A 12,696-nucleotide genomic window follows, 5' to 3' on the forward strand; every position below is an offset into this window, starting at 1 on the left:
CGGAGTAAAATCAGACAAAAATGGAGACCCGCATGAATCACGCAGTCGATCCCGCGGCCCTCAGAAAACCGCTGCCGCCAGACCTGCTCGACCGGCTGCGCCACCTGCTCGGTGCGCGCCTGACCACCACCGATGCCATGCGCGCCCATCACGGTCGCGACGAATCGCCGTATGACCCGATGCCGCCCGATGCGGTGGCGTTCGCGCACAGCACCGAGGAAGTGGCCGCCATCGTGCGCGCCTGCAGCGATCACGCCATCCCGGTAATCGCCTTTGGTTGCGGCACCTCGCTGGAAGGACACATTCTGGCGCTGCATGGCGGCGTCTCGATTGATCTGTCACAAATGCGGGACATCATTGCGCTGCACGCCGAAGACCTGACCGTCACCGTTCAGGCTGGCGTCACCCGCAAGCAGCTCAACGACGCGATCCGCACCAGCGGCCTGTTCTTCCCGATTGATCCGGGCGCCGATGCCTCGCTGGGCGGCATGGCCGCCACCCGCGCCTCCGGCACCAATGCCGTGCGCTACGGCACCATGCGCGAAAATACCCTGGCGCTGACCGTGGTGATGGCCGATGGCCGCGTCATCAAGACCGGCACCCGGGCGCGCAAGTCCTCGGCCGGCTACGATCTGACCCGCGTGCTGGTTGGCAGCGAAGGCACGCTGGGCATCATCACCGAAGTCACCGTGCGGCTGTATCCGCAACCCGAGGCGATCTCGGCGGCGGTGTGCTCGTTTGACAGCACGGCCGACGCCGTCAACGCGGTGATCCAGACCATCCAGCTCGGCGTGCCGGTGGCGCGGGTCGAGTTCCTCGATGCCAACAGCGTGCGCGCCATCAATGCCCACGACCATCTCGCGCTGCCGGAACAGCCGCTGCTGCTGTTCGAATTCCATGGCAGCACCGCCTCGGTGGCGGAGCAGGCGACGCAGGTCAAGGACATCGTGGCCGAGCACCATGCCACCGGTTTCGACTGGGCCACCCGTCCCGAAGACCGCTCGCGCCTATGGGCCGCGCGCCACAATGCCTACTTCGCGCTGCTGCAGATGCGCCCGGGCTGCCGCGCCATCACGACCGACTGCTGCGTGCCGATCTCGCGCCTGGCCGAATGCATCCTGCACACGCGCGACGACTGCGAACAGCACGCCATGATTTATTCGATCATCGGCCACGTCGGCGACGGCAATTTCCATGTGCTGATGATGGTTGATCCGGACGACGCCGCCGATGTCGCCAAGGCCGACGGCATCAATGCCCGCATGGTCACGCGCGCGCTCGGCATGGAGGGCACCTGCACCGGCGAGCACGGCGTGGGGATGCACAAAATGGATTTTCTGATCGAGGAACATGGCGTCGATGCGATCGACGCCATGCGCGCGATCAAGCATGCGCTGGACCCGAAGAACATCATGAATCCGGGCAAGATCCTGCGCTGGTGATGTTCACCGCGTTTCACTCTTTCAAGAGAACCCATGGCCTCACGACTTCCGCCCGTTCATGCCCTGTCCGCCTTTGAAGCCGCCGCACGCTTCGGTTCCTTTGCGCTCGCCGCCGACGAACTGTGCATCACGCCGTCGGCGCTGTCGCACCGGATTCGCCTGCTGGAAGAATTCGTCGGTGAACGCCTGTTCATTCGCGACAGCCGCAGCGTCACCGTCTCCGAATTCGGCCGGCGCTATCTCAGCGTGGTGCGCGTCGCGCTGCAGGCGCTGAACGACTTCCCGATGCCGCACCGCGACGCCAGCGTGCAGCCGCGCGTGAAGGTCACGGTGCCGCCGACCTTTGCCCGGCACATGCTGATCCCGCGCCTGGCGCAGTTCACCGGACGGCATCCGGAGATCGTGGTCGAGCTGTTCCTGTCGGTGCCGCTGTACGATCTGAGCCTGTCGGAAAGCGATGTCGAGATTCGCTTCGGCGCCGGAAAATATCCCAACATCGTCACCCGCAAGCTGTTCGAGGAGCCGGCGTTTGCCGTGGCCAGCCCGGCGTATCTGCACAAGATCGGCGGCGTGGCGACGCCGGCGGATCTGAAAAAGGCCACGCTGCTGCGCTCGGCGCTGGAACCCTGGCAGCCATGGTTCGAAGCGGCCGGGCTGGACTGGCCGGAGCCGGCCACCGGGTTTCGGGTCGATGATCTCGGCTTGCTGCTCGAGGCGATCAAGTACGGCCACGGCATCGGCTTGACGCGCAAACATTTTTCGCTGGAGATGCTGGCACGCGGCGAGATCGTCCGGATGTTCGACATCGAACTGGCCACGCCGCCGCATGCGTATTACTGCGTGCACGAAAAAAGCGCGATCGAGCGTCCCGAGGTCGCCTTGTTCGTCGACTGGCTGCTGGGCGCTTTCGAGGGCGAGGAACGGCGCGAGTCGGATCGCGTCGCACCCGCTTGAAAAACTTTCACCTTGCCACCGTGATCATTTCAGGGTCGGCTCCGGCGTCGTCCCGTAAGATGATTCACTGCCATTGAACTGGAAACCATGATGCAAGCCGTCACCGAAGACCGACCCTATACCGCCGAGCGACAGCGCGCCGTGGTTGCCGCGCTGCGCGCCTTGTTGCCCGAGCATTGCGTGCTGTTCAACGACGAAGATGTGCGGCCGTACGAATGCGACGGGCTGGCCGCCTACCGGCAGATGCCGATGGTGGTCGCGTTGCCGGAATCGGAAGCCCAGCTGGTGCAGATCCTGCGATTGTGTCGCGACCTGAAGCTGCCGATCGTGCCGCGCGGCGCCGGCACCGGATTGTCGGGCGGCGCCATGCCGATCGCCGACGGACTGGTGGTCTCGACGGCCCGCCTGAACCGCATCCTCGCAGTCGATCCGGTGGCGCGTACGGCAGTGGTCCAGCCAGGCGTGCGCAATCTGGCGATCTCGGATGCGGCTGCGCCGCACGCGCTGTATTACGCGCCCGATCCCTCCTCGCAGATCGCCTGCACCATTGGCGGCAACGTCGCCGAAAACTCCGGCGGCGTACATTGCCTCAAGTACGGCCTGACCGTGCACAACGTGATGCGCGTGCGCGTCGTCACCATCGACGGCGACGTGATCGAACTCGGCAACGCCGCGCTCGACGCGCCCGGGCTGGATTTGCTGGCGGTGTTCATCGGCTCCGAAGGCATGCTCGGCATCGTCACCGAAGTCACCGTCAAGCTGATTCCCAAGCCACAGCAGGCGCGCGTGATCATGGCGTCGTTCGACGACGTGGTCAAAGGCGGCAATGCGGTGGCCGACGTAATTGGCGCGGGCATCATTCCGGCCGGGCTGGAGATGATGGATCGCACCAGTTCACGCATGGTCGAGCCGTTCGTCAAGGCCGGCTACGACGTCGATGCAGCCGCCATCCTGCTGTGCGAATCCGACGGCACCATCGAAGAAGTCAGCGAAGAGATTGCCGCCATGACCGCGATCCTGACCGCCAGCGGCGCTACCCGGATTGCGGTCTCGAACACGGAAGCGGAGCGGCTGCGGTTCTGGTCCGGGCGCAAGAACGCGTTCCCGGCGGCGGGCCGGATCTCACCCGATTACTACTGCATGGATGGCACCATTCCGCGCAAGCGACTGGCCGATGTACTGCTGCGCATCGAGGCCATGGAAACCAAATACAACCTGCGCTGCGCCAACGTGTTTCATGCCGGCGACGGCAACCTGCATCCGCTGATCCTGTTCGATGCCAACCAGCCGGGTGAATTTCACCGGGCCGAATTGTTCGGCGCCGAGATCCTTGAGCTGTGCGTCGAAGTCGGCGGCACCATCACCGGCGAACACGGCGTCGGCATCGAAAAAATCAACTCGATGTGCGTGCAGTATTCGGCCGCCGAGCGCGAAGCGTTCTTCGCCGTCAAGCGTGCCTTCGACACCGCCTTCCTGCTCAATCCGGACAAGGCGATTCCCTCGCTGCACCGCTGTGCCGAGTACGGCAAGATGCACGTGCAGCGCGGTCAACTGAAGTTCGCGGACCTGCCGCGGTTTTGAAAGCGATGATGCACGCTGAACTTGAACAACTGCGCCAGCAGGTGCTGGACGCCAGCGCCAATGGCACCCCATTGCAGCTGCGCGGCGGCGGTACCAAGGAATGGTACGGCCAGGCCCCGCACGGCAAGATCGTCGATACCCGCGTCTACTGCGGCATCGTCGATTACGATCCGACCGAGCTGGTCGTTACCGCCCGCTGCGGCACGCCGCTGGCCGAGATCGACGCCGCGCTGGCGGAAAAAAACCAGATGCTGGCCTTCGAGCCGCCCTACTTTGGCGACGGCGCCACCATCGGCGGCGTGGTCGCCAGCGGCCTGTCCGGACCGCGCCGTGCCGCTGCCGGTGCGGTGCGCGATTTCATGCTCGGCGCCGTGCTGCTGGACGGCCATGGCGAGGTGCTGCATTTCGGCGGACAGGTCATGAAGAACGTCGCCGGCTACGATGTCTCGCGCCTGCTGGCCGGGTCGCTCGGCACGCTCGGTCTGCTGCTGGAAGTGTCGATCAAGGTATTGCCGAAACCGTTCGCCGAGACCACCCGCCGTCTCGTACTGGATCAGGCCGCTGCGATCGCGCAATTGAATCGCTGGGGTGGCCAGCCATTGCCGATCTCGGCCAGTGCCTGGTGCGACGGGCAATTGACCATCCGGCTGTCGGGTGCGCGTGCCGCAGTGGCCGCGGCGGAACAGAAAATCGGCGGCGCGGCGCTGCCTGACGCCGACGATTTCTGGCGCAGCATGCGCGAGCAAAGCGCCGATTTCTTTTCGCGCGAAGGGCTGGCGTTGTGGCGGCTGTCGGTGCCATCGACCACGGCGCCGCTGGCCTTGCCGGGCCAGCAACTGATCGAATGGGGCGGCGCGCAGCGCTGGCTGCAAACCCGCGCCAGCGCGCTCGAAGTGCGCGCCGCCGCCGCAGCCGTCGGCGGACACGCCACGCTGTATGTCGGCGATGACAAGGCGGTTGGCGTGTTCCATCCGCTCCAGCCGGCCGTCGCCGCCATCCACCAACGTCTGAAAAAGTCGTTCGATCCTGCCGGTATCTTCAATCCGGGTCGGCTGTATCCGGAGCTCTGACACATGCAAACCAATCTCGCCGATTTCATCAAGAACACGCCGGATGGCGATGAAGCCGAAGCCATTCTGCGCGCCTGCGTGCATTGCGGATTCTGCACCGCCACCTGCCCGACCTATCAGCTGCTGGGTGATGAGCTCGACGGCCCGCGCGGCCGGATTTATCTGATCAAGCAGGTGCTCGAAGGGCAGGCCCCGACCGCCAAAACCCAATTGCACCTGGATCGCTGCCTGACCTGCCGCAACTGCGAAACGACCTGTCCGTCGGGCGTCCAGTACGGCCGTCTGCTCGACATTGGCCGCAAGGTGGTCGATGACATGGTGCCGCGCCCACTGGGACAACGCCTGTTGCGCGGCGCCTTGCGCGAAGCTTTGCCGCGGCAATGGCTGTTCACCCCGGCCATGAAAACCGGCCAGCTGTTTCGGCCGCTGCTGCCGAAGGGCTTGCGCAACAAGGTGCCGGCAGCGCAACCCGCCGGCGTGCTGCCGACCCGGGTGCATGCCCGCAAGATGCTGCTGCTGGATGGTTGCGTGCAGCCGGCCATGGCGCCGAACATCAACGCCGCCACCGCCCGTGTGCTGGATGCGCTCGGCGTACAGCTGGTGATCGCACCGCGCGCCGGCTGCTGCGGCGCGATCCGGCATCACTTGAACGATCATGACGGCGCCCTGCACGACGCGCGCGCCAACATCGATGCGTGGTGGCCACTGCTCGAAGCCGGCGCTGAAGCCATCGTGATGACGGCCTCGGGCTGCGGCAGCATGGTCAAGGAATACGGCCACTTGCTGCGCGACGATCCCGCGTACGCCGCCAAGGCCGGGCGCGTTGCCGCAATGACCAAGGACCTGAGCGAGATCCTGCCGGCATTCGAAGCAGAGCTGGCCGGCAAGCTCAAGGGCCGCATCGGCCAGCGTGTGGCCTATCACCCGCCGTGCACACTGCAACACGGCCAACAGATTCGCGGCAAGGTGGAAAGCGTGCTGCGCGCGGTCGGCGTCGACGTGCAGTTGTGCGCCGACAGCCATCTGTGCTGCGGCTCGGCCGGCACCTATTCGGTTACGCAGCCGGTGCTGTCATTCCAGTTGCGCGACAACAAGCTGGCCAATCTGCAGGCGACCAGGCCGGACCAGATTGTCTCGGCCAATATCGGTTGCCTGACGCATTTGCAATCGGGTACCGAGACGCCGGTGCGGCACTGGATTGAACTGATCGACAGCGCGTTGGCGGGAACGGCCTGACCAAGGTCGAGCGTGGTGCTCTTGCTGCGGTTCGACGTCAGGCCAGCCGAGTTGTCGGGGTCAGTGTTTTTTTTCGCAGCGGGTCATCGCGAAAATTACGCTGACCCCGATGACGGGCCATGGAATACGTGCGGTTGATGGCGGAGCATTGCACTCCGTAGCCCGCAACCGGGGTCAGAGTAATTTTCGCGGAAAGGCGTCGCGAAAAAAAACTCCGACCCCGTTTGCTGCCGGGGCAGTGCGCGACTACATAAATGACCGCGCCGAGCTCTTACGGAGGCTCAAATCAGGGCAACCAGAGTCATCGGGGTCAGAGTTTTTTTTCGCAGCGGGTCATCGCGAAAATTACTCTGACCCCGATGACGGACCATGGAATACCTGCGGTTGATCGCCGGGCTTTGCACTCCGTAGCCCGCAACCGGGGTCAGAGTAATTTTCGCGGAAAGGCGTCGCGAACAAAAACTCCGACCCCGTTTGCTGCCGGGACAGTGCGCGACTACATAAATGACCGCGCCGAGCTTTTACGGAGGCTCAAATCAGGACAACCAGAGTCATCGGGGCCAGAGTTTTTTTTCGCAGCGGGTCATCGCGAAAATTACTCTGACCCCGATGACGGACCATGGAATACGTGCGGTCGATCATCGGGCATCGCATTGCGCGACATGCAACCCGGTCCACACCAACCAACAGCAACGTGACCGATCAAACAATCCCGAGATGCTCGGTACCCTTCGACAAATCCCGATCCTTGGCATCCTTGCCGCGCAGCTTGATGGCCAGCCGCAAGTCATTGACCGAGTCCGCATTGCGCAGCGCGTTCTCGTAAGAGATCTTGTCGGCTTCGTACAAATCGAACAGCGCCTGGTCGAACGTCTGCATGCCAAGCTCGCGCGACTTCTTCATGATCTCCTTGATCTCGTGCACGTCGCCCTTGAAAATCAGGTCCGAGATCAGCGGCGAGTTCAGCATGATTTCAATCGCCACCGCGCGACCCTTGGTGTCGCGCAGCGGAATCAGGCGCTGCGAGATCATGCCTTTCAGATTCAGTGACAAATCCATCAGCAATTGCTGGCGGCGCTCCTCGGGGAAGAAGTTGATGATCCGGTCGAGCGCCTGGTTCGAACTGTTGGCGTGCAGCGTGGCCAGACATAAATGGCCGGTTTCGGCAAAGGCAATCGCGTGATCCATGGTCTCGCGGTCGCGGATCTCGCCGATCTGGATCACGTCCGGCGCCTGCCGCAAGGCGTTCTTCAGTGCCGTGCCCCAGTCTTCGGTATCGAGCCCGACATCGCGCTGCGTGACGATGCAGTTGCGGTGCGGGTGAATGTATTCGACCGGATCTTCGATGGTGATGATGTGGCCGTGACTGTTTTCATTGCGGTAGCCGAGCATGGCCGCCAGCGTGGTCGACTTGCCGGAGCCGGTCGCGCCGACCATGATCACCAGGCCGCGCTTGGTCATCGCAATATCCTTGAGCTGCGGCGGCAATCCGAGTTGTTCGATGGTCGGGATTTCGGTGGTGATGGTCCGCAGCACCATGCCGACCTTCTGCTGCTGCACGAAGGCCGAGACGCGGAAGCGACCGAGGCCGCTCGGGCTGATCGCGAAGTTGCATTCCTTGCGCGCTTCAAATTCGGCGGCCTGCTTGTCGCTCATGATGGCGCGCGCCAGTTCGGTCGTGTGCATGGCGGTGAGCAGCTGGTTCGACACCGGCGTGACCTTGCCGTCGATCTTGAAGGCAGGCGGGAAATCGGTGGTGATGAACAGGTCGGACCCGTTCTTGCTGACCATCAGGCGCAGCAGGTCGTGCATGAATTTGGTGGCTTGATCGCGTTCCATCGTGGTTCCTCAATGCGGTAAAAAAGATCGCGCCGTACGGGCGCGATGTGGGTGCGTCATCAGCCGGGGAAATTGTCCGGCGTCTTGGCGGCCGAGCGGGCGGTCTGCGGCGAGATCACGCTGCGCCGCACCAGGTCGGTCAGGTTGTGATCGAGCGTTTGCATGCCGAGGTTCATGCCGGTCTGGATCGCCGAATACATCTGCGCGATCTTCGCTTCGCGGATCAGGTTGCGAATGGCCGGCGTGCCCAGCATGATTTCATGCGCCGCGACCCGGCCGGAGCCATCCTTGGTCTTCAGCAGCGTCTGCGAGATCACCGCCTGCAGCGACTCCGACAACATGGCCCGCACCATTTCCTTCTCGTCGCCGGGGAACACGTCGACGATCCGGTCAATGGTCTTGGCGGCGGACGACGTATGCAGCGTACCGAACACCAGATGGCCGGTTTCCGCCGCCGACAGTGCCAGCCGGATGGTTTCCAGATCGCGCAACTCACCGACCAGCACCACGTCAGGATCTTCCCGCAATGCCGAGCGCAGGGCGGCGCTGAAGCTGTGCGTGTGGGGGCCGACTTCGCGCTGGTTGATCAGGCATTTCTTCGATTCGTGGACGAACTCGATCGGGTCTTCGATCGTCAGGATATGGGCGTACTCGTTTTCGTTGACGTGGTTGACCATCGCCGCCAGCGTGGTTGACTTGCCGGAACCGGTCGGGCCGGTGACCAGCACCAGGCCGCGCGGCTTCAATGACAGCTCTGCAAAGATGCGCGGCGCATTGAGTTGTTCGAGGCTGAGAATCTTGGACGGAATGGTCCGCAACACGGCGGCGGCGCCACGATCCTGATTGAAGGCATTGACGCGAAACCGCGCCAGGCCCGGAATCGCGAACGAAAAGTCGACTTCCAGCTTGTCTTCGTAAGCCTTGCGCTGGCCATCATTCATGATGTCATAGATCATGCCGTGCACGTCCTTGTGCTCCAGCGGCGGCAGGTTAATCCGCCGCACATCGCCATGCACGCGTATCATCGGCGGCAGGCCTGCGGACAGGTGCAAGTCGGAGGCATTGTTCTTGACGGAGAACGCGAGAAGTTCGGAAATATCCATTGTTGATCCTTGGGGCTTGCGATTGATGAGCGAGCAGGCAATTCGAGCGAAATCTGGCGTGTTGGCGGCGTCGACGACAATGCTTTATATGTTCCTTTAAAGCATTGTTTTTACAAAATTGATTATGTCCTTAATATCCAGCAACTTGCAAGCCGTGCAGCATGAGATCGCGACGGTAGCACGCAGTACGTCGTGCCGTGCCGACGAAATCACCCTGCTGGCGGTCTCGAAGACCTTTGGCGTCGAGCAGGTGTTGCTCGCGGCCGACGCCGGCCAACGTGCGTTTGGCGAGAACTATCTGCAGGAAGCGCTGGAAAAAATTGCACTGGTGCGGCAATTGCGTCCCGAACTGATGCTGGAATGGCATTTCATCGGACCGATCCAGAGCAACAAGACGCGGCCGATTGCCGAATCGTTTGACTGGGTGCATTCGGTCGAGCGCCTGAAGATTGCCCAACGCCTGTCGGAACAACGACCCGCCAGCATGCCGGCGCTGAACGTCTGCCTGCAAGTCAATATCAGCGGCGAAGCCAGCAAGAGCGGCGTTGCGGCGGCTGAGGTGGTGGAGCTGGCCCGGGCCGTGGCGCTGTTGCCGCGTCTCAAATTGCGTGGATTGATGGCGATTCCCGAGCCGAGCACTGATCCGGTCGTGCAGCGCGCGGCCTTTCATCGGGTACAGTTATTGATGGCGCAGTGCCATGCCGCCGGACTGGACATGGATACGCTGTCAATGGGGATGTCGGCCGACATGGATGCCGCAATTGCGGAAGGCGCGACCATCGTGCGGGTCGGAACGGCAATTTTTGGAGCAAGAACCTATGCAAAATGAGTTGAAGTTGAGTTTCATCGGCGGCGGCAACATGGCCAATGCCTTGATCGGCGGCCTGCTCAGCCAGCCTGGCGCGGATGCGCGCATCAGCGTCATCGATCCGAATCCGGAAGCGCTGCAAAAGCTGGCGCAGCAGTTTGGCGTGGCAACCGCCGCGCAGATCGATGCCGCGCTGGTCGACAGCGACGTCATCGTGCTGGCGGTCAAGCCGCAACAAATGCGCGAGGTTGCCGTGATGCTGGCGCCGCACCTGAACCGTCAACTGGTGATTTCGATTGCCGCCGGCATCCGCATGGCGGATTTGGCCGAATGGCTTGGCGGGCATGCCGCGATCGTGCGGTGCATGCCGAATACGCCAGCGCTGATTGCTCAGGGCATCACCGGCATGGTGGCCAGTGCCGGCGTCTCGGCGGCGCAGCAGTTGACCGCCGATGAAATCCTGCGTGCGGTGGGCGCCACCGTCTGGGTCGAGCGGGAAGCGCTGATCGATTCCGTCACCGCGGTGTCCGGCAGTGGTCCGGCCTACGTGTTCTATTTCATCGAAGCCATGCAGCAGGCGGCGCTGGAACTGGGCCTGACCGCCGAGCAGGGTAATGCGCTGGCGGTGTCGACCTTCTGCGGTGCGGCGCAGCTGGCGGCAAAAGCGACCGAACCGATCGCGACCCTGCGCCAGCGCGTCACCTCAGCCGGCGGCACCACGCACGCGGCCATCACCAGCATGGAAGAGAGTGAAGTCAAGCAGGCCATCGTCGACGCCATCAAGGCAGCGGCCGCACGCAGCCGCGAACTGGGCGAGGAGTTCGGCGCTTCCTGACGGCGCCGCTCAGGCGGCCAGATAGGCCAGCGCCACGCCGCCGAACAGTGCTGCACCGAGCCAGTTGTTGTGACGGAAGGCGGCGAAGCAGCGCATCCTGTCGCGCTGACGAATCAGCGTGAAATGGTAGAGCGCGCACGCGGTCGCCAGTAGCACCCCCGCGACAAACCAGCCGCGCAGGCCGTGCTGCCAACCCACCATGAAAAACAGGCCGAGGCTCAGCGCGTAGCACAGCATCACCGCCGCCACATCGAAACGGCCAAAGGTGATCGCCGAGGTGCGGATGCCGATTTTCAGATCATCCTCGCGGTCCACCATGGCGTACTCGGTGTCATACGCCACCGCCCAGAACACGTTGCCGAGCAACAGAATCCAGGCCTCTGGCGGAACGGTGTTTTGCACCGCGGCATAGGCCATCGGGATGCCAAATCCGAACGCGATGCCGAGATACGCCTGTGGAATCGCAAAGAAGCGCTTGAAATACGGATAGCTGCCGGCGATCAGAACGGCGGCGACCGAGAGTTCTTTGGTCAGTCCGTTGAGCGGCAGGATCAGCACGAACGCCGCTGCCGCCAGCACCAGCGCCACTGCCAGCGCTTCCCACGGTGCGATCTGGCCGGAGGTCAGCGGGCGCTGCGCGGTGCGCTGCACGTGCCGGTCGAAATCGCGGTCGGCAAGATCGTTGATGGCGCAACCGGCCGAGCGCATCAGCACCGTGCCGATGGTGAAGATGAGCAGAACGTGCCAGTCCGGCACGCCGTTCGAGGCCAGCCACAGCGCCGACAGCGTTGGCCACAGCAGCAGCACGATGCCGATCGGCTTGTCGAGGCGGATCAACCTGAAATACAGCGTCAGTCGATGCATGCGGCTCAACCCTCGATGATGCGGGCGTCGGGCAGCATCGTCACGCCATGCAGGCCGCATTGCAAGACTGCTGCGCGGATCGCATCGATTGCCGCGCGCCGCGTGAAGCTCTTGCGCCAGACAATCACCACCTGGCGCGACGGCACCGGCGCCGCCAGCGGTACGTAGCGCAGCATGCCGTCCTTGGCCTGCATGTCGGGAATCGAAGCCTGCGGCAGCACCGTGATGCCGATGCCGGAGGCGACCATGTGGCGAATGGTTTCCAGCGACGAACCTTCGAAGGTGCGCGCAATGCCATCGCCGGAGGTCGAGAAGCGCGACATCTCCGGACAGACTTCCAGCACCTGATCGCGGAAGCAATGGCCATTGCCGAGCAACAGCATGGTTTCGGACTTCAGCTCTTCGGCGGAAATTTCCTTGCGCCGTGCCCAGGCATGTTGCTTTGGCACCGCGACAACGAACGGTTCGTCATACAGCGGCTGGGTCAGCAGGCCCTGGTCGGCAAACGGCAGCGCCACGATGGCGGCGTCGAGCTCGCCCTGGCGCACCATTTCCAGCAGCCGCACGGTAAATTGCTCCTGCAGGATCAACGGCATCTGCGGCACCGTTTCGATCATGGTCTTGACCAGCGTCGGCAGCAGGTAGGGGGCAATCGTGTAGATGATGCCGAGCCGGAACGGACCGGCCAGCGGGTCCTTGTTCTGCTTGGCAATTTCCTTGATGGCGGCGGTTTGCTCCAGCACGCGAGCGGCTTGCGCCACGATTTGCGCACCCAGCGGGGTCATGGAAATTTCGGTGCCGCCGCGTTCGAAGATGATCACGCCGAGTTCATCTTCGAGCTTCTTGATGGCGACGGAAAGTGTCGGTTGGGCCACGAAGCAGGATTCGGCGGCGTGGCCGAAGTGCTTTTCGCGCGACACCGCAACGATGTATTTGAGTTCGGTCAGAGTCATGCGCGCTAGTT

11 protein-coding genes are annotated in these 12,696 nt (G+C 63.3%); 7 read left to right on the plus strand and 4 right to left on the minus strand.

Annotated elements, in window-relative coordinates; genetic code table 11:
- The first annotated feature begins 32 nt into the window (after positions 1-32).
- From RCH09_RS11830 to glcF, 5 genes are all read left to right on the plus strand, one after another.
- Complete coding sequence (locus RCH09_RS11830; RefSeq protein ID WP_326941298.1) at positions 33-1,442, plus strand: FAD-binding oxidoreductase; 1,410 nt, start codon at positions 33-35, stop codon at positions 1,440-1,442.
- 33 nt (positions 1,443-1,475) lie between these two features.
- Entirely contained in the window at positions 1,476-2,396 is a 921-nt protein-coding gene (locus RCH09_RS11835) for a LysR substrate-binding domain-containing protein (protein WP_326941299.1), read from the plus strand.
- A gap of 90 nt (positions 2,397-2,486) precedes the next feature.
- Positions 2,487-3,977 (plus strand): FAD-linked oxidase C-terminal domain-containing protein, encoded by a 1,491-nt coding sequence (locus tag RCH09_RS11840; protein ID WP_326941300.1) that lies wholly within the window; start codon positions 2,487-2,489, stop codon positions 3,975-3,977.
- A gap of 8 nt (positions 3,978-3,985) precedes the next feature.
- Positions 3,986-5,047, plus strand: coding sequence for a glycolate oxidase subunit GlcE (glcE, locus tag RCH09_RS11845; RefSeq protein WP_326941301.1), 1,062 nt, complete (start codon positions 3,986-3,988; stop codon positions 5,045-5,047).
- Between the two features lie 3 nt (positions 5,048-5,050).
- Entirely contained in the window at positions 5,051-6,283 is a 1,233-nt protein-coding gene (gene glcF, locus RCH09_RS11850; protein WP_326941302.1) for a glycolate oxidase subunit GlcF, read from the plus strand.
- Between the two features lie 702 nt (positions 6,284-6,985).
- Here the strand turns inward: glcF and RCH09_RS11855 are convergent.
- Both RCH09_RS11855 and RCH09_RS11860 read right to left on the minus strand, forming a co-directional pair.
- Positions 6,986-8,122 (minus strand): PilT/PilU family type 4a pilus ATPase, encoded by a 1,137-nt coding sequence (locus tag RCH09_RS11855; RefSeq protein WP_326941303.1) that lies wholly within the window; start codon positions 8,120-8,122, stop codon positions 6,986-6,988.
- A 59-nt stretch (positions 8,123-8,181) separates the two neighbouring features.
- On the minus strand, positions 8,182-9,225 hold the full coding sequence (locus RCH09_RS11860; protein ID WP_326941304.1) for a type IV pilus twitching motility protein PilT: 1,044 nt from the start codon (positions 9,223-9,225) through the stop codon (positions 8,182-8,184).
- 124 nt (positions 9,226-9,349) lie between these two features.
- Here RCH09_RS11860 and RCH09_RS11865 point away from each other — a divergent pair, with 124 nt between their 5' ends.
- Positions 9,350-10,054, plus strand: coding sequence for a YggS family pyridoxal phosphate-dependent enzyme (locus RCH09_RS11865; RefSeq protein WP_326941305.1), 705 nt, complete (start codon positions 9,350-9,352; stop codon positions 10,052-10,054).
- On the plus strand, positions 10,044-10,868 hold the full coding sequence (proC, locus tag RCH09_RS11870; protein WP_326941306.1) for a pyrroline-5-carboxylate reductase: 825 nt from the start codon (positions 10,044-10,046) through the stop codon (positions 10,866-10,868). The genes RCH09_RS11865 and proC overlap by 11 nt, the downstream gene beginning before the upstream one ends.
- 9 nt (positions 10,869-10,877) lie before the next feature.
- Here the strand turns inward: proC and ubiA are convergent, their stop codons facing one another.
- Positions 10,878-11,732, minus strand: coding sequence for a 4-hydroxybenzoate octaprenyltransferase (ubiA, locus tag RCH09_RS11875; protein ID WP_326941307.1), 855 nt, complete (start codon positions 11,730-11,732; stop codon positions 10,878-10,880).
- A 5-nt stretch (positions 11,733-11,737) separates the two neighbouring features.
- Positions 11,738-12,685, minus strand: coding sequence for a LysR substrate-binding domain-containing protein (locus RCH09_RS11880; protein WP_326941308.1), 948 nt, complete (start codon positions 12,683-12,685; stop codon positions 11,738-11,740).
- Positions 12,686-12,696: the final 11 nt, after the last annotated feature.

Source organism: Actimicrobium sp. GrIS 1.19, assembly GCF_035984655.1.
Taxonomy (GTDB): domain Bacteria; phylum Pseudomonadota; class Gammaproteobacteria; order Burkholderiales; family Burkholderiaceae_D; genus Actimicrobium.

What these genes read in the sequence shown, in the direction of transcription:
- ubiA (WP_326941307.1), bottom strand. Translation starts at nt 11,732, where the DNA reads ATGCATCGACTGACGCTGTATTTCAGGTTGATCCGCCTCGACAAGCCG.
- RCH09_RS11865 (WP_326941305.1), top strand. Translation starts at nt 9,350, where the DNA reads ATGTCCTTAATATCCAGCAACTTGCAAGCCGTGCAGCATGAGATCGCG.
- RCH09_RS11840 (WP_326941300.1), top strand. Translation starts at nt 2,487, where the DNA reads ATGCAAGCCGTCACCGAAGACCGACCCTATACCGCCGAGCGACAGCGC.
- RCH09_RS11835 (WP_326941299.1), top strand. Translation starts at nt 1,476, where the DNA reads ATGGCCTCACGACTTCCGCCCGTTCATGCCCTGTCCGCCTTTGAAGCC.
- proC (WP_326941306.1), top strand. Translation starts at nt 10,044, where the DNA reads ATGCAAAATGAGTTGAAGTTGAGTTTCATCGGCGGCGGCAACATGGCC.
- RCH09_RS11880 (WP_326941308.1), bottom strand. Translation starts at nt 12,685, where the DNA reads ATGACTCTGACCGAACTCAAATACATCGTTGCGGTGTCGCGCGAAAAG.
- RCH09_RS11855 (WP_326941303.1), bottom strand. Translation starts at nt 8,122, where the DNA reads ATGGAACGCGATCAAGCCACCAAATTCATGCACGACCTGCTGCGCCTG.
- glcF (WP_326941302.1), top strand. Translation starts at nt 5,051, where the DNA reads ATGCAAACCAATCTCGCCGATTTCATCAAGAACACGCCGGATGGCGAT.
- RCH09_RS11860 (WP_326941304.1), bottom strand. Translation starts at nt 9,225, where the DNA reads ATGGATATTTCCGAACTTCTCGCGTTCTCCGTCAAGAACAATGCCTCC.
- RCH09_RS11830 (WP_326941298.1), top strand. Translation starts at nt 33, where the DNA reads ATGAATCACGCAGTCGATCCCGCGGCCCTCAGAAAACCGCTGCCGCCA.
- glcE (WP_326941301.1), top strand. Translation starts at nt 3,986, where the DNA reads ATGCACGCTGAACTTGAACAACTGCGCCAGCAGGTGCTGGACGCCAGC.